We start from the raw sequence: 17,463 nt of genomic DNA, 5'->3' as shown, positions 1-17,463 counted from the left end.
GCCGCAGGGTGGAGCCATTTTCGGGGTGCGGACCGGCTCGCAGGATTCTGGCCAGTTTTTGGGCCGACCGGTGAGCCGCGTCTCGCGGATCGGACGTACTCGTGTCCGCCGCTGACGGGGCGCTGGCGGTGGTCCCCGGGTGCTGGGTGGTGCCTCCTGGGCCACTGGGTCGAGTCGGCGGGTCCCCGGACCGCTGACTAACCGTAGGTGTCCCGTGGCCCGCGCCCCTGCACACGCCACCGTCCGCGCTTCCAGCTAGGTCCCACGGGCCCGTGGATCTCCAGCCGGGTCACGATGCCCTCCCCGAGCTTGTCCGCGAAGTTCGCGAGGATCGCGGACTGCATCAGGCGCAGCTGCGTGGCGTACGCGGTGGAGTCGCAGCGCACCCGCACCACGGTGTCCTCGAAGTGCTCCGGCCACGAATGCTCGGCGTTTCGCACACCCACCAGGGACGGCCAGTCCGCGAGCACCGTGCTCACGTTCACGGGCGTCTTCCACCCCCTGTGGGTCATCAGGGTGTCCACGACGGAGGACAGTGGTCTGGGGTCCCGCGCAGATTTTCCGGGGCCGGAGAATCCTCCCAGCTGGCGCGGATCCGTGCCGAACCGGGTGGACCTGCGCAGAGCCGGGGACCCCGTGCCTTCCTCCATCGCGGTGCCGAAGGCCCGCATGTTCTTGGCCGCGGCGGCCTTGGACAGCGGCATGTCCCCGCGGCCCTGGGCAGCCTTGCGGACGCGCTGCAACGCCACGGCGGCGGCGTCCACCACGTCCCGGTGTGCGGGTTCAGCCACCCTCGGCTCCCCTCGTCGCGCTTTCCACACCTTCAGGTCCGGGCCCGCTGCGGTCGCCGCCGTCGTGGCGGTCCCCGTGGTCCTCGCCGTTCCCGCCTTCTTCGCCCTGGGTATGCCGGACGATCTCGGACGACGACGACGCGTCGCCGCGCACGGCGACCGAGCCCGGTTCCACATCCACCACGGTGTGGGTGTGCTCGAGCAGCGCGAGCGGCAGGTCCTCGTCCACGGCCGCGGTGACAAGCACCTGTTCGGCCTGCCCCACGAGCTCAGCCAGGCGGCGGCGGCGTCGGGCGTCGAGCTCCGCGAAGACGTCGTCCAGGATCAGGACGGGCGCCGAGCCCCGGCCGGGATCGTCCGCGAGGTGGACGTACCACGAGCCGAGACGCAGGGCGAGGGCAGTGGACCAGGTCTCCCCGTGGGACGCGTAGCCCTTGGCGGGGGTCTCGCCCAGTCGGATCAGGAGGTCGTCACGGTGCGGGCCCACCAGGGTCAGACCGCGCTCGCGCTCCTGGCGCTCCATCCGCTCGAACGCCTGCATCATCAGGTCGTAGAGGTCCGCCACGGAGAAGTGCGCGAGCGCCCGCTGGTCCGTGCCAGGGGCCACGGAGGAGCTCTCGTAGCCGAGCGAGACGTGCTTGGGGCCGTCGGTGAGCTGCTGGTAGGCGCGGTCCACCTCGGGTTCCAGTGCCTCCAGCAGCTGCAGGCGGGCACCCATGACGGCCGCACCGGCGCGCGCGAGCTGGTCGTTCCACACCGAAAGAGTGGCCCGGTCCGACTCGTCGAAGCCGCGCCGGCCGCGGGTGGACTTCAGCAGGGCGTTGCGCTGCTTGAGTGCTCGCTCGTAGTCGGAGCGGGCCGCGGAGAGCACAGGCCGCATGGCCGTGGCGAGGTCGTCCAGGAAACGTCGCCGGTGCGAGGGGTCCCCCTTGACGAGGGTGAGGTCCTCCGGGGAGAAGAGCACCGTGTGCAGCGTGCCGAGGGCTTTCCGGGTCCGGACGGGTGCCGCTCGGTTGATCCGAACCCGGTTGGCCTGTGCCGCGTTGAGCTCGTACTCCAGGACCGTGCGCTGACCGGCCCTGTCCACGCGGGTGCGGATCACCGCCCGCTCCGAACCTGTGGCGATCAGCGGGCCGTTGCTCGAGACCCGGTGCGATCCGAGCGTGGCGGCCCAGTCCAAGGCCTCCACGATGTTGGTCTTCCCCACGCCGTTGGGTCCCACGAACACCGTGAGACCCGGGGCCAGCGGGAGGTCGAGGGTGTGGTAGGTGCGGAAGTCCAGGAGCGAGAGGTGGTCTACGAACACACGATCACTGGTTGGGCAGTCGAACCGGCATGAGCAGGTACTTGTACGTGACGTCGTCCTCACCCTCGGAGTCTCCCTGTGCCGAGAGCACCGCGGGCTTGGGCGGGGCGGTGAAGGAGAACCTGACGTATGCGGAGTCGAAGGCGTGCAGGCCCTCGGAGAGGTACGTGGGGTTGAACGCCACGGTGATGTCGTCCCCGTTGAGCTGCGCGTCGAGTACCTCGGAGGCCTGGGCGTCCTCCCCGGTACCGGCGTCCAGCGCCACCTGCCCCTCGCTGAAGGCCAGACGCACGGGCGTGTTGCGCTCAGCCACCAGAGACACGCGACGCACCGCCTCCACGAGCTCGGAGGTGCGCACAACCGCCGTGATGGGTGTGTTCTCCGGGAAGAGGGAGCGGATCTTCGGGTACTCGCCGTCGATCAGCAGGCTCGTGGTGCGTCGGCCGCCGGACTCGAAACCGACGAGCTCGGTGTTCTCCGCCAGCGCGATGTTCACGTCACCGGAGGAGCCGAGCGTCTTGGCGATGTCGTTGAGCGTCTTGGCCTTGATGAGGGCGGCCGTGGAGATGGTGGGGTCGGAGGGGCGCCAGGTGAGCTCCCGCATGGCCAGGCGGTAGCGGTCCGTGGCGAGCAGCGTCATCTTCTCACCCTCAATTTCCACCCGGATTCCGGTGAGGATTGGCAGGGTGTCGTCCTTGGAGGCCGCGATGTTCACCTGGGCAACCGCGTGGGCGAACTCGTCCCCGGCGACGACGCCGGAGAGTTCCGGCAGCCCCGGCAGCTGGGGGTAGTCCTCCACTGGCATGGCCGCGAGGTTGAACTTGGAGGACCGGCACGTGAGTGTGACCTTTCCCCCCTCTGCCTCCAGCTGCACAGGTGCTGAGGGAAGGGAACGGCAGATGTCCGCGAGCAGTCGGCCGGAGACCAGGGTGGTCCCCTCCTCGATCACGTCAGCGCTGATGGTCAGGCGTGCGGAGATCTCGTAGTCGAAGCTCGCGATGGACAGGGACCCGTTCTCGGCCTTGATCAGCAGCCCAGAGAGCACGGGGACGGGCGGGCGAGGGGACAGTGAACGAGCAGTCCAGGTGACTGCTTCGGCCAGTACGTCGCGCTCGACGGAGAACTTCACGGAGGGCCCCTCTTTTGCCGGAGAACAGAAGTGTCGTGCCTGCATGGTATCCGGCGGGGCGGACAGGCATCGACCTGTAGTGAGTCTCTGGAGTCCACTCTGTACGGCAGGGTCTGAGGATTCGTGTAATTACAGAGGTCTCAGGGCTCGTTCGGGCGTGCGGACGTCAGGATTTTTGTTATTCGGTGGATCTTTTCTTAAGGGGTAGAAGTGTTAACAACCCCTGTGGACTCTGTGGATAACCGCCTTCATCGCAGCGGATCCGTGGGTTCTGGGTGTTGATCGGTTGTGGATGGATCGAGGTCGGGCTGTGGCCGTGGCGTGCAGAACTTCCGCGTGATTCCGGGGATTCCACAACTCCACCCACCGATTCCGGCGAGTTGTCCACGGTCGGACCCCGGTTGTCCACAGATTTTTCCACACCGCCCCTCGGGCGGCTGTTCACAGCCCGTCCACACACCCGTCGAATCATGTGGATGAGGGCACCCCGGTCCAGTGCCGGTGCGGGCGCAGCCTGTGGATGAACGACGGGAAAAAGGGGATCCCCGGGACCAAGTCCAGGGATCCCCTCCTGCCGAGTGGGTGCGGCGGCAGTGTCAGCCTTCGCGCGACTGCTGCTTGATGCGGTTGGTCAGCTCGGTCACCTGGTCGAAGATCTGGCGCCGCTCCGCCATCAGCGTGCGAATCTTGCGGTCCGCGTGCATGACCGTGGTGTGGTCCCGCCCGCCCAGCTCCTGGCCGATCTTCGGCAGCGACATGTCCGTGAGCTCCCGCAACAGATACATGGCGATCTGCCGGGCGGTCACGAGCGTGCGGGTGCGAGACTTGGACTTCAGCTCATCCAGCGTGATGTTGAAGAATGCCGCGGTCTGCCCGAGGATCGAGGCCGCCGTGATCTCCTGGCCGCCGTCGTCCGTGATGAGGTCCTTGAGCACGAGCTCCGCCAGCGGCAGGTCCACCGGCTGCTTGTTCAGCGATGCGAACGCCGTGACGCGGATCAGCGCGCCCTCGAGCTCACGGATGTTGGTGGAGATGTGCGAAGCGATGTACTCCATCACGTCGTCAGGGGCGTCCATCCCCTCGCTGATGGCCTTCTTGCGCAGGATCGCGATGCGCGTCTCGAGCTCGGGGGGCTGAACGTCCGTGATCAGACCCCACTCGAAGCGTGAGCGCATGCGCTCTGCGAATCCCGTGAGCTGCTTCGGGGGCATGTCGCTCGTGATCACGATCTGCTTCTCGTGGTTGTGCAGCGCGTTGAACGTGTGGAAGAACTCCTCCTGCGTGTGCTCCTTGCCCGCGAGGAACTGGATGTCGTCGATCAGCAGCAGGTCCACGTTGCGGTAGATGCCTTTGAAGGAGGAGCCCTCGTCGTCCCGGATGGAGTTGATGAAGTCGTTGGTGAACTCCTCGGAGTTCACGTACCGCACCCGCAGTTTCGGATAGAGCCGCTTGGCGTAGTGGCCGATCGCGTGGAGGAGGTGGGTCTTCCCGAGTCCCGACTCCCCATATATGAACAGCGGGTTATATGCCTTGGCCGGGGTCTCGGCCACAGCGAAGGCGGCGGCGTGGGCGAAGCGGTTGGACTGCCCGATCACGAACGAGTCGAACACGTATTTGGGGTTCAGTCGGGCCGAACTGTCCCACTCGGAGTCCGCGGGACTCGTGTCCGAGCCGCTGCCCGTGCTCAGGACCTCCGCCGGTTGACGGGCGGGCGGTGCCGCCTGGGGATCGCGACGCGGTGGGAGGTTCCCGGCGTTCGCCACGGCGTCGGCAAAGGCATCGGCCGATGCACCGGAGAGGAAGGGTGCTGCGTCGAGGCTGGAGGAGTTGTCCGTGTGCCCGGGGTGGAAGGCGCCCGGCGCGCGCTCGGCCTCCACCTCGTTCAGCGAGGGCATGGCGGTGTCGGAGGTGCGGGCGTCCGAGACGCGCGCATCCGTTGCGGGGCGGGCGGGGCGCGGTTGCACCTCGAGCTCCGGGTCCACCACGAAGGCCATGAGGGTGTCCTCCCCGAAGACCTGGCTGACGGTGGCATCCAGGACCTCGGACATGGGTCGGTGCTGCAAGAACTCGCGGGTGACCTCGCTTGGCACCGCCATCAGCAGGGTGGTCCCCATAAGCCCGCGCGGCTCGCACACGGCGATGTTGCCGCGGCCGCGGCCGGTGACGTGGGGGTTCTCGTTCATGATGCGGACGCACTCTGCCCACTGCTCGAGCAAGGTCTGGTTGTCCTGCTGCATGAACGACTCCTGACGTGAGGGACCGGAACGCTCCAGTTTTCCACAGAGTTGTACACAGCGGTGGATAAACCTCGTGGGGGCGGCCGCGAACCTCAGCCTAGAGCATCGTTCCGGCCTGCACCTAGCCCGAGCACGGGGGTGTGCGTAACTACAATCGTGTAGTTCTACTATGGGGATAACTCCCGTCGAATGCCCGTCCGGACGTGGTTTTCCACATGCCTGGGAGGGGTGGTGTGCACAGCTGTGGAGAGCCGCCGCCACCGGGGATCAGCTGTCCAGCGGCACCGGACCGCGTCCCAGGGGCATCGGTGCCATTTGACCGGTGTGTCGCCATTGACTACTGTGGGTCAGTCTTGTGCGTGTAGTATCGCGATTTCTGCGTGCCCGCACGCCCTCATGTACGTACCGCGTGCGCCCCTGCGATCCGTCGCGGTGGCACACCGTTGTCCAACCTCGTGGAGTGACTAATGCCCAAGCGGACTTTCCAGCCGAACAACCGCCGCCGCGCCCGCAAGCACGGCTTCCGTGCTCGCATGCGTACCCGTGCCGGCCGCGCCATCATCGGTGCTCGCCGCAGCAAGGGCCGCGCCAGCCTGTCGGCCTGAGACCCATTCGACCCGCGAGGTTCGCATCATGCTGCCCACTCGGCACCGGATGCGGACCTCGGCGCAGTTTTCAGCCACCGTACGTTCCGGCGCCCGCAGCGGCCGCCGGAACGTCGTCGTATCCGTGCGGCTGAATACCGGGGAAGACACCCGTGTCGGGTTCGTCGTCTCCAAGGCGGTCGGCAACGCCGTGACCCGCAACAAGGTTAAGCGGCGCCTGCGTGAGCTCACGGCACAGACGGTCCGGGAGCACCCGCGGAACCTCTCCGTCGTCGTGCGGGCTCTTCCGGCCGCAGCGGGGGCGAGCTGGCAGGAACTGGGGCAGGATTACGCCGCGGCGTTCGACGGCGCAGTGCGCCGGCAGCGGTGAGCGCGCCGTCGGCCCCGGCAGCCATGCCGTACCGTTGGCAGAAGACTGTGGAGAAGGAGGCACGCGCGTGACGTCACCGCTGACTCCTGAGCAGATCCTGGCACGCGCGCCCCATGAGTACAACGTGCCCCGCGGCGTGGTGCAGGCGGTCCTCCGTGCGCCCCAGAACCTGTGCATCGCGTTGCTCAAGCTCTACCGCACCATCGTCTCCCCGCTCTACGGGGACGTGTGCCGCTACTTTCCATCCTGCTCGGCCTACGCACTTGAAGCGTTCACGCGCCACGGGGCCGTGCGAGGACTGGGGCTGACCGTCTCCCGGCTGCTGCGCTGCCACCCATGGGCGGCCGGTGGGATCGACAGGGTGCCGTCGGGCGGCCGGGAGTTCGTCTCCCTGGCCGACACCCCGAAAATCGTTCTGCTCAACCACCCGAACCTCGTGCGGGACCATGCGCACGACTGCCCGGCCCGCCACCACGCGGCTCAAGGAGCTAACGCTCGATGAACTTCTTCGACATCATCCTCTTCCCCTTCAGATGGATCGTCTCCGCGGTCCTGTGGGTCTTCCACGAACTGTTCACGGCTATCGGCCTGGACCCGGCTTGGGGCTTCACCTGGGTGCTGTCCATCGTGGGCTTGACCCTGGTCATGCGAACGCTGACGATTCCGCTGTTCCTCAAGCAGATCAAGTCCATGCGTGGCATGCAGGAGCTGCAGCCGGAGATGGCGAAGCTGCAGGCCAAGTACAAGGGCAAGAAGGACCAGCTCTCCCGCCAGGCCATGGCGGAGGAGCAGATGGCGCTCTACAAGGAGCACGGGTCCAACCCGTTCGCGGCCTGCCTGCCGATCATCGTGCAGATGCCCATCTTCTTCGCGCTGTTCCAGGTGCTGCGCTCCGTGCCGAAGGCCGCGGAGAACAACGAGTCGATCCACGTGCTGGCACCGAACCTGGTGCATCAGTTCAACGACTCGACCATCTTCGGTGCGCCCCTGTTCTCCACGCTGATGGAGCCGGGCTCCGGCAACCACGCGGCGACCATCACCCTGGCGCTCATCATGATCGTTGCCATGAGCGCCACCCAGTTCATCACCCAGCGCCAGCTGACCGCGCGCAACATGAGCGACTCCGCGAAGGAGTCCCCCATGTACCGCCAGCAGCAGATGATGCTCTACCTGTTCCCCCTGATCTTCGCGATCGGTGGCATCAACTTCCCGCTGGGCGTGCTGATCTACTGGACGGTCTCCAACCTGTGGTCCATGGGCCAGCAGTGGTGGGTCATCCGCAACAACCCCACCAAGGGGTCGCAGGCGGAGCGCGAGCTCAACGAGCGCCGTGCCGCGAAGGGCCTGCCGCCCGTGGGCATGACCAAGCAGCAGCACGAGGAGAAGCTCGCGGAGCAGCGTGAGCGCGCGGCGGCGGGCCAGCGCCAGCAGCCGGTCTCCAAGAAGCGGCAGAGGCAGCAGACCAAGAAGAACAACGGTTGAGAGGTCCGCATCCCATGAACGAGATGGACAATCCTCTGCACTCCGAGGAGCAGACGCCCTCCGAGGATGCGCAGGACTCGACGCTGTCCCCCCTCGAGGAGGAGGGCGAGATCGCCGCGGACTACATCGAGGAGCTGCTCGACACCGCGGACATCGACGGTGACATCGACATCGAGGTGCGCGACGGCCGCACGTACGTCTCCGTGGTCTCAGAGGACGGCGACGACTCTGAGCTGCGCGCGCTCGTGGGTGAGGACGGAGAGACGCTGGAGGCCCTGCAGGAGCTCGCGCGGCTGTCCGTGCTCAGCTCCACGCAGCGACGCAGCCGGTTGATCCTGGACATCGCGGGCCACCGTGATGAGCGCGCCACCAAGCTGCGCGAGGTGGCCGAGGACGCCGTCTCCCGCGTCCAGGGCGGGGAGTCGAGCGTCCATCTGCCCCCGCTGTCCCCGTACGAGCGCAAGCTCGTGCACGACGCCGTGGCGGAGGCCGGGCTCGTCTCGGAGTCCGAGGGTGACGGCGCCGGGCGGCACATCGTGGTCTCGGCGGGCGAATGAGCGGCTCCGGTTCTGCCTCGCAAGCCACCCCCGGTGGGTCCCATCCGGAGGGCGACGCCGTGGCGGTGCAGCGTCCGCGTGCCGCACCGGACCCCCAGCCGGCACCTGAGCTCGGGCCACTCGAGGGAGCTGCCCGCGAGATCTTCGGGGACCGCCTGGAGCTCGCGCAGCGCTACACGGAGCACCTCGCGTCGTCGGGGATCGTCCGTGGTCTGATCGGCCCCCGTGAGGCACCCCGGCTGTGGGAACGGCACGTGCTCAACTGCGCCGTGGTGCAGGAGCTCATCGCCCCGGACGCGCGCGTGGTGGACGTGGGGTCAGGAGCCGGTCTGCCCGGTCTCTGCCTGGCGATCGCGCGACCTGATCTGTCGATCACGCTCGTGGAGCCGCTGGAGCGCCGGGTGACGTGGCTGGAGGAGGTCGTCGCGGATCTCGGGCTGGAGAATGTGAGCGTCCTGCGTGCCCGGGCCGAGCAGGCCAAGGCCGAGCTGGGGTCCGTGGATGTTGTGACGGCCCGGGCGGTCTCTGCCCTCGTGGGGCTGGTGGACATCACCCTGCCGCTGTTGAAGGGCCAGGGTGAGCTCCTGGCGCTGAAAGGGCGTGCGGCGGATGAGGAGCTGCAGAAGGCGTCCAAGAAGTTCAACCGTTTCGGCGTGCGCTCCTCGGAGATCGTCACGGTGGGCGCGGACGTCCTGGCGGAACCCACCACGGTGGTCCGGCTGGTTCTGTGAAGACCCCCGCCCTGACAGGCGGGGATGTCGATAAGCTACGGGAAGCACCGCAGCAGCCACGAAAGGGACAGTCGACATGACCACTCCGGATCATTCCGATCAGGGACTCACGCGCGGGCACGACTTCGGTCTGCCGCCGGATCCGGTATCCCAAACGAAGAAGGTTGTCCCCGACCGCGGTAAGCATGTTTCACGTGAAACAGGCGGTCCGGTGGGGCTGACGGCACAAGACGCGGTGGCGGATACCGCCCTGGGGAGGAAACTCGTGGAAGAGAACAAGCGCCGCGACAAGCTCAAAAACGTCCAGCTGGACCGACCCGAGAGCACTCGGTACATCACCATCAGCAACCAGAAGGGCGGGGTTGGCAAGACCAGCACCTCCGTGAACCTGGCGGTGGCGCTGGCCGAGCAGGGGCAGAACGTCCTGGTGGTCGACAACGACCCACAGGGCAACGCCTCCACCGCGCTGGGCATCCCCCACGGCTCGGACGCGGACTCGGTCTACGACATCCTCATCGACGAGGTGCCCGTGGTGGACGTGGTCAAGCAGTCTCCCGAGTCCACGAGTTTGTGGGTGCTGCCCGCAACCATTGATCTCGCGGGCGCTGAGATCGAGCTCGTCTCCGTCGTTGCTCGTGAGCAGCGGCTGCAGCGCGCGCTGGCCGAGTACGCCGCAGCACGCGAAGAAGCAGGGCTCCCCCGTCTGGACTACGTGTTCATCGACTGCCCGCCGAGTCTGGGCCTGCTGACCATCAACGCGTTCGTGGCGGCCACTGAGGTCCTCATCCCCATCCAGTGCGAGTACTACGCACTCGAGGGGCTCAGCCAGTTGCTCAACAACATCAAAATGATCCAAAGGCACTTGAACCCCGGGCTCACGGTATCCAACATTCTCCTCACCATGTACGACGGGCGCACGAACCTCGCGTCACAGGTGGCCGACGAAGTGCGTCAGCACTTCCCGGATGAGGTCATGGAGACAATGATTCCGCGCTCCGTGCGCATCTCCGAGGCACCGAGTTATCAGCAGAGCGTCATCACCTATGNAAAACTCGACAACGACGAAGGGCGGCGATGTTTCACGTGAAACATCGCGGCCCTTCGTCGTTGTCGAGTTTTGGGAGTGCTTCACGTGCTTGTAATCCTGGCGCACAATGGGCGGCCATGAAGTACGCGATGCGCACCTTGTCTGGGGGCCGCTTGGGGAACGGACATCGACTGAGGGGAGGTCGCTGACCGGCAAACACAGCCTTTCGGCGGTTCTTCCACCCTTGCGTTGACTACGATGGATGCAACGATTACTACGTGGAGGGACATCATCGTGGCAGAACGACGTCGTGGACTTGGCAGGGGCCTCGGTGCCCTGATTCCGAGCGGCGAACCGAGCAGTGCGGAGAACTCAGCGGCAGGGAGCGAGAAGCTTGGGGGGCAGTCGTCCACTGACACTCGCACCAGAGAACGTGGGGCCGCTGAGGGGCGCGCACCAGATCCTCAGGGCAAGGAGGCTGGTTCCGGCAAGGGGGTCACGGCAGATCCGTCGACGGCCTCAAAGCGTGTGGCTGGGAAGACTGCGTCCACGACGTCGGACTCGAAGACCGACACGGGGGACAAGGCGAACAAGGCGGAGAAGAGCGAGAAGGCTGCTTCTAGACAGTCCACATCGATGCCTCGGGAACCATCGGGGGCGGCGGCATCGGGTACCAAGAACGCAGAAGGGACGGCGGAGAATCGTGAGGCAACGGGCGTCCCTGTGAGGAAGCGCGCGGCGTCCTCCACAACCCGAAAGGCCTCCGCGGCCCCGAATAGTGTCGGGTCTTCGTCGACCTCGGGTGAGCGGCCTACCTCCGATAAAGGGCACGATGTTTCACGTGAAACACCGCCGGGGACCGTGGCTTCGAAGGGAGTAAGGGAACCGGCCAAGCCGGCGCGGAAGCGCCGGGACATGGTTCAGGCGTTGCGAAGCACAACATCTGTGAGTCGACCGGTCGACATGTTCTTCTTGTCATCAGGGAATCAGGGGGAGCACTCTGCTGGAGAGGCGGAGAGCGAAGAAGTCTCCAAGTCCTTCGATGTTTCACGTGAAACATCGCCCAAGACCCCGGAGCCGCGACCAACCAGCAACGCCGGGTCGGAATCCGCGGGTGGCTCAGGTGGTAAGGGTGACGTCACGGCAAGCGCCGAAACGAACGGTGACCAGCCTGTGAACGACGAGTCGCGTGCCCATGGCACCGATGTTCCACTTCACACAACCTCCACTCCCGACAGTATCGATGCACTCGCAGTACCAGGTAACGACAAGCCGACACGTTCCACGGCGGGCGGCCGACGAGTCGAGTCGGTGAAGGCCGCACCGACGGCGTCTCCTGAGCCCGGTGCGGTCCCTGATCATGTGGGGTCGGAGACGCCTGACAGGACCGCCCCGGGCACCGAGGACGCCAGAGCGTCGAACAACGAGCTGCAGATGGTCCCCGGAGCCCGATTCGCCGAGGTCCCGGTGGCAGACATTCACCCGAACCGGCGGCAGCCGCGTCAGGTCTTCGATGAGGACGAACTCGCTGAGCTGGCATTCTCCGTCAAGGAACTCGGCGTACTGCAGCCCATCGTGGTGCGGCCGAGTCGCGAGGAGGGGGAAGGTAGATACGAGCTCGTCATGGGAGAGCGCCGGTGGCGAGCCGTGCAGGAGGCTGGCCTGGATGTCATCCCGGCTATCATCCGCGACACGGCCGACAACGACCTGTTGCGTGATGCGCTGCTGGAGAACCTGCACCGGGCACAGCTGAATCCGCTCGAGGAGGCAGCGGCATATCAGCAACTGATGGAGGAGTTCGGGGCCACACAGGAGCAGCTTTCCGATAGAATTGGCCGCTCTCGTCCCCAGATCTCCAATACGTTGCGTTTGCTTCGTCTGCCAGCTCTCGTGCAGAGGCGTGTAGCGGCGGGCGTGCTGAGCTCGGGGCACGCGCGCGCACTCCTCGCTCTTTCGGATCCCGCAGAGATGGAACGGCTAGCCCAGAGAATTGTTGCAGAGGGGCTTTCTGTCCGCGCGACGGAGGAAGCCGTGGCTTTGGCAGATGGCCTCAAACGGCGTGCCACGAAGCGCAAGGCGCCAGCGAACCGGCATGACGACCGGCTCGGATACATCGCGGACGCGTTCTCCGACAAGCTGGACACGAGCGTCAAGATTCAGCTCGGAGCTCGTAAGGGGAAGATGACCATCGAGTTCGCGTCAGTCGAGGACCTGAACCGGATTATTGACGTGCTGGACCCCAAACTAGACGCTGAGAACTGAGAACTGAGAGAAGGGCCCCGATGTTTCACGTGAAACATCGGGGCCCTTCAGTATGTCGCGGGCCTGGGATGGGATCGCCGCCCTACCCACCGGTGAGCGGGGACACCGGCACGATCAGGGTTCGTTGCGGTAGTAGTTCTGGATGTCCGCCAGGCTCATGGTGCCGGTGGCCGCGGGTGAGGGCTCCGGTACGAGAACACGCTGGAGTCCACAGAGCACGGACTCGGCCAGCCGGGCACGGTAGGAACCACGGCTGAGTTTTTTCGCCTCAGCCTCGTTGGAGAGATAGCCAAGATCGACCCACGCCGCGGCGGTACCGGCGCTGCGCAGAGCACTCCACTGGCGTGCGTGGCTTCCCAGGTCTTGAGCGCCGGTGCGGGACACCAGCTCACGCAAAATCTTGTCGGAGGCAAGCTGTCCGATGGGGGAGTAGGGCTGGCCGGATTCCGGTGCCCCCCAGAAGAAGGTCGCTACGCCCTGGGCCTGCGGGGAGGCGTTCCAGTCGCAATGCAGACGGATGATGAGGGCGTCGGACCGCTCTCGCAGCACCTCGTCGACGGAGGCCACGACGTGTCGGGGGGCCTTGGACGTCTCGCCCTCGACGCCTGCGATCATCACACCATGACCGTGTCCGGCCCCCCGCACAGCATCAGCGGTGCCTCCATCAGACGGGTCGGCCTCAGGGGTGCTGACAGCGGCCGTATCACCAGCAGCAGCAACGGCCACCGCACCACCCTCGGCGTGGAGCGTGGCGCTGGTCGCGTCACTCTCCGCCTCGGGTTCCGTGCCCGCGATGGAAGACGGAAGGCTCTCGGGGGAGGGATCTACGAGCACCGGGGCGGCTCCCACGTTGTGGAGCAGGTCGTAGCTGCGCAGGGCCACCTCGTAGCTGATGGAGTCCTGCTGCGCGGCGAAATCCGAGGGCGCACCCGCGGGCTCTACCTGGGAGCTGGCACGGGAGGGGACGAGCACGATCACACGGTCACGCAGGGCTTCGTGCAGCGCCTCCAGGCGCTGGTGGTCTCGCAGGGAGAACGCCTTGGAGGTGGTGATCTTCTTGCTCACCCGTGCGAGTCCGGTGAGGGTCTCAAGGTCCACGACGCCGTCGCACTCCACACCCAGGCTGCACTGCAGCTCACGCACAGCGTAGGCGGTCTTCTGCGTGAACGTGCCGTTCAGGTGACCGTAGTAGAAACCCAACAGGGAGAGGTTGTTCTGCAGCTCCTCGACGTCATCCCCGTGCAGCGGCTCCATGTCGTTGAAGTACAGCGGGCGGTCGCCGAGGGTGTACTGGGCGTCGTTGAGTGCGGCGTCGGTCTCGAGCCCCACGAGACCGTCCACGATGAGTCCCTTGTGCTGCTGGAACCACCGCACCGCCCGGTCCACGCGCTCGTCGAAGAGCGCTGGATCCGACACGTTCTCGGGCGCAATGCCCGTGTCCGTGTTCCCCGCCCTCAGGAGGCGTTCCCTGAGGCCCACGACACGTCGGTCGCTCATGCCGTGGCGGAGGGTGGCTCCGGGAGTTGGGTGCTGCACGTGGATCTCCCCGTGGGTGTCGGTCCGTCCCGGTCGGACGGAGCTCGGACCTGCATCGTCTCAGAGAAAACCCGGGCCCGCTCACTTGTCCGTGGCGGGCCCGGGTGGTGTGTCCTAGGCGGAGGGGGACAGGTAGTCCCCGAATTCCTTCTCAAGGGCGGACTTGGGCTTCGCGCCGATGGAGGTCTTGGCGACCTCTCCGTTCGCGAAGAGGTACACGGCCGGAATGGACGTGATGCCGTACTGGGAGGCGATCGCGGGGTTGTCGTCCACGTTCACCTTCACCACGTCCACCTGCTCTGCGTGCTCGGCCGCGAGAGCATCCAGCACGGGACCGAGCTGGCGGCAGGGGCCGCACCACTCCGCCCAGAAGTCCACGATGGTGGGCTTGGAGTTCTCGAGCACCTCCGCCTGGAAGGTGGCGTCCGTAACGTCTTTCGCTGCGCTCATGTCTTTTCCTTTCGATGGTTCTTCCCGGGGGTTCGGGAGGCGAGGGTGGGGCCGGATCAGCTGTCCAGGGCCGCCAGGTAGTGCTCCACGTCCACGGCGGCCACGCAACCGGACGCGGCCGCGGTGATGGCCTGGCGGTAGGTGGGGTCCACCACGTCACCGGCGGCGAAGACTCCCGGCAGGGACGTGGTGGAGGTGCGGCCGTCCACGGCGATGGTGCTGTCCGCCGTGAGTTCCAGCTGGTCCTTTACCAGGCCCACGCGGGGATCCGAGCCGATGGCGACGAAGAGACCGGTCACGGCCAGTTCGGAGGCCTCTCCGGTGACGGTGTCTTCGAGGTCGAGGGACTCCACCTTGTTCTCCCCGTTGATGCCCGTGACCTTGGTGTTCCAGAGGATTTCGATCTTCGGGTCGTCGAGGGCACGCTGCCGCATGATCTCCGAGGCACGGAACTCGTCCCGTCGGTGGATCAGGGTGACCTTGTCCGCGAACTTGGTGAGGAAAGTGGCCTCCTCGATCGCAGAGTCACCGCCACCGATCACAGCGATGTTCTGGCCCTTGAAGAAGAAGCCGTCGCACGTGGCGCACCACGAGACGCCGTGGCCGGAGAGCCGCTCCTCGTCGGGCAGACCGAGCTTGCGGTACTCGGAGCCCGTGGAGATGATCACGGCGCGGGCACGCAGCACGGTGCCGTCCTCCACCGTGACGGTCTTGACCTCACCCTCCAGCTCCACGGACACCACGTCTTCGTAGCGGATGTCCGCGCCGAAGCGCTCGGCCTGCTGCTGCATGTTGCCCATGAGGTCCGGGCCCATGATGCCGTCGATGAACCCCGGGTAGTTCTCCACCTCGGTGGTGTTCATCAGCTCGCCGCCGGCGGTCACCGACCCGGCCAGCACCACAGGGTTCAGATTGGCGCGCGCGGTGTAGATCGCTGCGGTGTAGCCCGCGGGACCGGAACCTACGATGACGACGTCGTGCACGGCGTCGTCGTCCGAGGCCCCTGCCACCGCGGCGGGCGCGGTCTGCACCGAGGCGCCGAGGTCGAGGTTCACGGCGCTGGAGAACATGCCGGACTGATTGCTCACTGGTATGACAGCCTTTCCATGGATCACCGCGTCTGCGGAGGTGGACTACACGTCAGAACGTGGGGAGCCCGTTCAGATATTCCGCGACGCGGGGCGGGTGCTCGCGGACCCCGCCCGCGGCCGGATGATGGGGCACGGGCCGGGACGACGGACGCAGCTGGCCAGCCTCACGACCACCACCGAGCTGCCACAGCGCCGTGGACCCACGGCACGTCAACCCTCCGCACCTTCACTTCACCGCACCGTCAGCTCGCCGATGCGCAGGCCGTACTGGTAGCCGCCGATCGGGCTCGTGAGCTGCGGCAGCTGGTCCCACACGACCAGCACGTACTGGTGGGGCTTGCTACGCGCCGCGTCCGAGAGGGGCACGCGGATCTCCGGACCGGTGAAGGATCCTGAGCCCACCTTCTCGGCACCGTCCAGCGAGGGGCTGTCGGAGACGTACACCGTGAACTGCCCGCCCGAGCCGTTGGCCTGTTGCACCGTGACCTCCTGGACCGGCGCGGGTTCTTTCAGCTGCCCGGCCAGCCCCACGTACTGCACCAGGCCTCCGAACTGGGTGCTCGAGAAGCCGTAGCTGAGCCAGTAGGTGGCGGGGTTGCCGTCCGTTGCCTGGTTGAGTGTCGCGTCCGTGTCGGACATGAAGTTCGGGTCCGCGGTCACGCGTGTCACGCCGGTGATCTCGGGGGTCGCGTTCGAGGACGGGGACGACGTCGCTAGGGGGCTGCCTGCCTCCGACGGGGCCGCGTTCTGCTGCGCGGGCCCCTCCTGGGAGAACTGGCTCGTCAGCGATCCCAGGCTGCGGAAGCCCAGGACAATCACCGCAACCAGGGCCAGGACGAGCAGCAGCAGGATCAGCCACCGCAACGGACCCTTCCGCCGGTTCTCGGTGGTGGCCACTAGCTTGGCGCCCCCGCCCCCGTGCTCGGTGTCTGTCTCGGTGCTGCCGGTCGCGCCGGCCGCCGTCGCCGCAGAGGATCCGGCACGGGGTTTCTCAGGGCGGGAGCTCTCGGGACGGGATCTCTCGGGACGCTGTGTGCGTGCACCGACCGTGGCGGAGGCCCCGGCCCGGGATGCCGCCGCAACCGCGGTGGCGTCATCTGCGGGGCCGGCTCCGGCGGCGTCGCGATCGGCCCCGCGAGGGGTGGCTGAGCGTTCGTCGAGGCGGCCCGGTTTGCCCTCGGTGCGGGCGTAGCTCTCGTAACGGTTGTCACCGTCGTATGTGGGGTCGATCTCCCCCGCGGCGGCGGACGCACCAGCTGCACCGGCGCGGGATGCCTCGCGGTCGAACATCGTGGAGCGCACGGCCCCGGGGCGCACCTTGCGGCGCACGCCGAGCCGGTTGCGCACGGAGGGGGCTGCGGGGGCGTCGTCGTAGTCGTCGTAGTCGGAGGGGTCCCAGCGGGTCACGGCCGGCTGCGCGGCGCTGCCTGCGTCCGACGCGGCGACGACCTGCTGGGGCTGGGTGGGGTCCGGCTCCTCGTAGATGTAGGAGGAGGACGCCGCGGTGCGGGAGCCGCCGAAGATGTCGTCCGAGAGCGAGTCGTCCTCGGAATCGTCGTCCCGGGTCAGCAGCGCGTCCAGGAGGTCGTCCGCGGGGTAGTAGGAGGTCACCAGGTAGGTGGAGTCATCCGTCTGTCCCATGTCCAGGACCTGGAACCCGCTGTGCCCTGCTCCACCGGCAAGCGATCGGGCCCGCTCCACCACGAAAGACTCGTGCCCGGTGGAGGGAACCAGGATCGAGACCCTTCGGCGCAGGATCTGGTCCTCCCCCTGCAGGACGTGATCCCCCTCGGGGGTGCTCGTCAGGGACGCTACAACCTTGTAACGGCCCCCCAGGACGGTTCCGAGCGCAATGGGCTGGGACACGATGGCTCCCTACTGAATCGGGC

At 66.8% G+C, this 17,463-nt stretch carries 16 protein-coding genes; 8 read left to right on the top strand and 8 right to left on the bottom strand.

Going from position 1 to position 17,463, the window contains the following annotated elements; all coding sequences use genetic code 11:
- Nucleotides 1–197: 197 nt before the first annotated feature.
- The 4 genes from ABD264_RS07465 to dnaA form a co-directional block, all read right to left on the bottom strand.
- Nucleotides 198–791: a DciA family protein gene (locus tag ABD264_RS07465; protein WP_144941530.1), complete on the bottom strand. Its 594-nt coding sequence runs from the start codon at nucleotides 789–791 to the stop codon at nucleotides 198–200.
- Nucleotides 784–2,097, bottom strand: a complete 1,314-nt coding sequence (gene recF, locus ABD264_RS07460; RefSeq protein WP_303106183.1) for a DNA replication/repair protein RecF — start codon at nucleotides 2,095–2,097, stop codon at nucleotides 784–786. The genes ABD264_RS07465 and recF overlap by 8 nt, the downstream gene beginning before the upstream one ends.
- 4 nt (nucleotides 2,098–2,101) lie before the next feature.
- Nucleotides 2,102–3,226 carry a DNA polymerase III subunit beta gene (gene dnaN / locus ABD264_RS07455; RefSeq protein WP_055086126.1) on the bottom strand — a complete coding sequence of 375 codons (1,125 nt, stop codon included), beginning with the start codon at nucleotides 3,224–3,226 and terminating at the stop codon, nucleotides 2,102–2,104.
- Nucleotides 3,227–3,822: 596 nt separating this feature from the next.
- A complete protein-coding gene (gene dnaA / locus ABD264_RS07450) occupies nucleotides 3,823–5,463 on the bottom strand; it encodes a chromosomal replication initiator protein DnaA (protein ID WP_303106184.1) in 1,641 nt (546 codons plus the stop codon).
- Nucleotides 5,464–5,930: 467 nt separating this feature from the next.
- Here dnaA and rpmH point away from each other — a divergent pair, with 467 nt between their 5' ends.
- From rpmH to ABD264_RS07410, 8 genes are all read left to right on the top strand, one after another.
- A complete protein-coding gene (gene rpmH / locus ABD264_RS07445) occupies nucleotides 5,931–6,068 on the top strand; it encodes a 50S ribosomal protein L34 (RefSeq protein ID WP_012399425.1) in 138 nt (45 codons plus the stop codon).
- 28 nt (nucleotides 6,069–6,096) lie between these two features.
- Nucleotides 6,097–6,438 carry a ribonuclease P protein component gene (gene rnpA, locus ABD264_RS07440; RefSeq protein ID WP_144941538.1) on the top strand — a complete coding sequence of 114 codons (342 nt, stop codon included), beginning with the start codon at nucleotides 6,097–6,099 and terminating at the stop codon, nucleotides 6,436–6,438.
- A gap of 67 nt (nucleotides 6,439–6,505) precedes the next feature.
- Nucleotides 6,506–6,940, top strand: a complete 435-nt coding sequence (yidD, locus tag ABD264_RS07435) for a membrane protein insertion efficiency factor YidD (protein ID WP_244944844.1) — start codon at nucleotides 6,506–6,508, stop codon at nucleotides 6,938–6,940.
- Nucleotides 6,937–7,920, top strand: coding sequence for a membrane protein insertase YidC (yidC, locus tag ABD264_RS07430; RefSeq protein WP_144941540.1), 984 nt, complete (start codon nucleotides 6,937–6,939; stop codon nucleotides 7,918–7,920). The genes yidD and yidC overlap by 4 nt, the downstream gene beginning before the upstream one ends.
- 14 nt (nucleotides 7,921–7,934) lie before the next feature.
- Nucleotides 7,935–8,477 carry a Jag family protein gene (locus ABD264_RS07425; protein ID WP_144941542.1) on the top strand — a complete coding sequence of 181 codons (543 nt, stop codon included), beginning with the start codon at nucleotides 7,935–7,937 and terminating at the stop codon, nucleotides 8,475–8,477.
- On the top strand, nucleotides 8,474–9,208 hold the full coding sequence (gene rsmG, locus ABD264_RS07420; RefSeq protein ID WP_344205249.1) for a 16S rRNA (guanine(527)-N(7))-methyltransferase RsmG: 735 nt from the start codon (nucleotides 8,474–8,476) through the stop codon (nucleotides 9,206–9,208). Before ABD264_RS07425 ends, rsmG begins: the two co-directional genes overlap by 4 nt.
- A gap of 76 nt (nucleotides 9,209–9,284) precedes the next feature.
- Nucleotides 9,285–10,295, top strand: coding sequence for a ParA family protein (locus ABD264_RS07415; RefSeq protein WP_344205247.1), 1,011 nt, complete (start codon nucleotides 9,285–9,287; stop codon nucleotides 10,293–10,295).
- Nucleotides 10,296–11,198: 903 nt separating this feature from the next.
- Nucleotides 11,199–12,497, top strand: a complete 1,299-nt coding sequence (locus tag ABD264_RS07410; protein WP_303106187.1) for a ParB/RepB/Spo0J family partition protein — start codon at nucleotides 11,199–11,201, stop codon at nucleotides 12,495–12,497.
- 114 nt (nucleotides 12,498–12,611) lie between these two features.
- Here the strand turns inward: ABD264_RS07410 and ABD264_RS07405 are convergent, their stop codons facing one another.
- The 4 genes from ABD264_RS07405 to ABD264_RS07390 all read right to left on the bottom strand — a co-directional run bounded on the left by ABD264_RS07405 (nucleotide 12,612) and on the right by ABD264_RS07390 (nucleotide 17,440).
- Nucleotides 12,612–13,994: a peptidoglycan-binding protein gene (locus tag ABD264_RS07405; protein WP_303106188.1), complete on the bottom strand. Its 1,383-nt coding sequence runs from the start codon at nucleotides 13,992–13,994 to the stop codon at nucleotides 12,612–12,614.
- Between the two features lie 153 nt (nucleotides 13,995–14,147).
- Nucleotides 14,148–14,540, bottom strand: coding sequence for a thioredoxin (trxA, locus tag ABD264_RS07400; RefSeq protein ID WP_222126506.1), 393 nt, complete (start codon nucleotides 14,538–14,540; stop codon nucleotides 14,148–14,150).
- Nucleotides 14,540–15,553 (bottom strand): thioredoxin-disulfide reductase, encoded by a 1,014-nt coding sequence (gene trxB, locus ABD264_RS07395; protein WP_145011299.1) that lies wholly within the window; start codon nucleotides 15,551–15,553, stop codon nucleotides 14,540–14,542. The genes trxA and trxB overlap by 1 nt, the downstream gene beginning before the upstream one ends.
- A 252-nt stretch (nucleotides 15,554–15,805) precedes the next feature.
- Nucleotides 15,806–17,440 carry a hypothetical protein gene (locus ABD264_RS07390; RefSeq protein ID WP_344205243.1) on the bottom strand — a complete coding sequence of 545 codons (1,635 nt, stop codon included), beginning with the start codon at nucleotides 17,438–17,440 and terminating at the stop codon, nucleotides 15,806–15,808.
- Nucleotides 17,441–17,463: the final 23 nt, after the last annotated feature.

The organism is Kocuria salsicia (assembly GCF_039532055.1).
Classification (GTDB): domain Bacteria; phylum Actinomycetota; class Actinomycetes; order Actinomycetales; family Micrococcaceae; genus Kocuria; species Kocuria salsicia.
The sequence above is the reverse complement of the archived record's forward strand: the minus strand, read 5'-3'. Positions and strand labels throughout refer to the sequence as shown.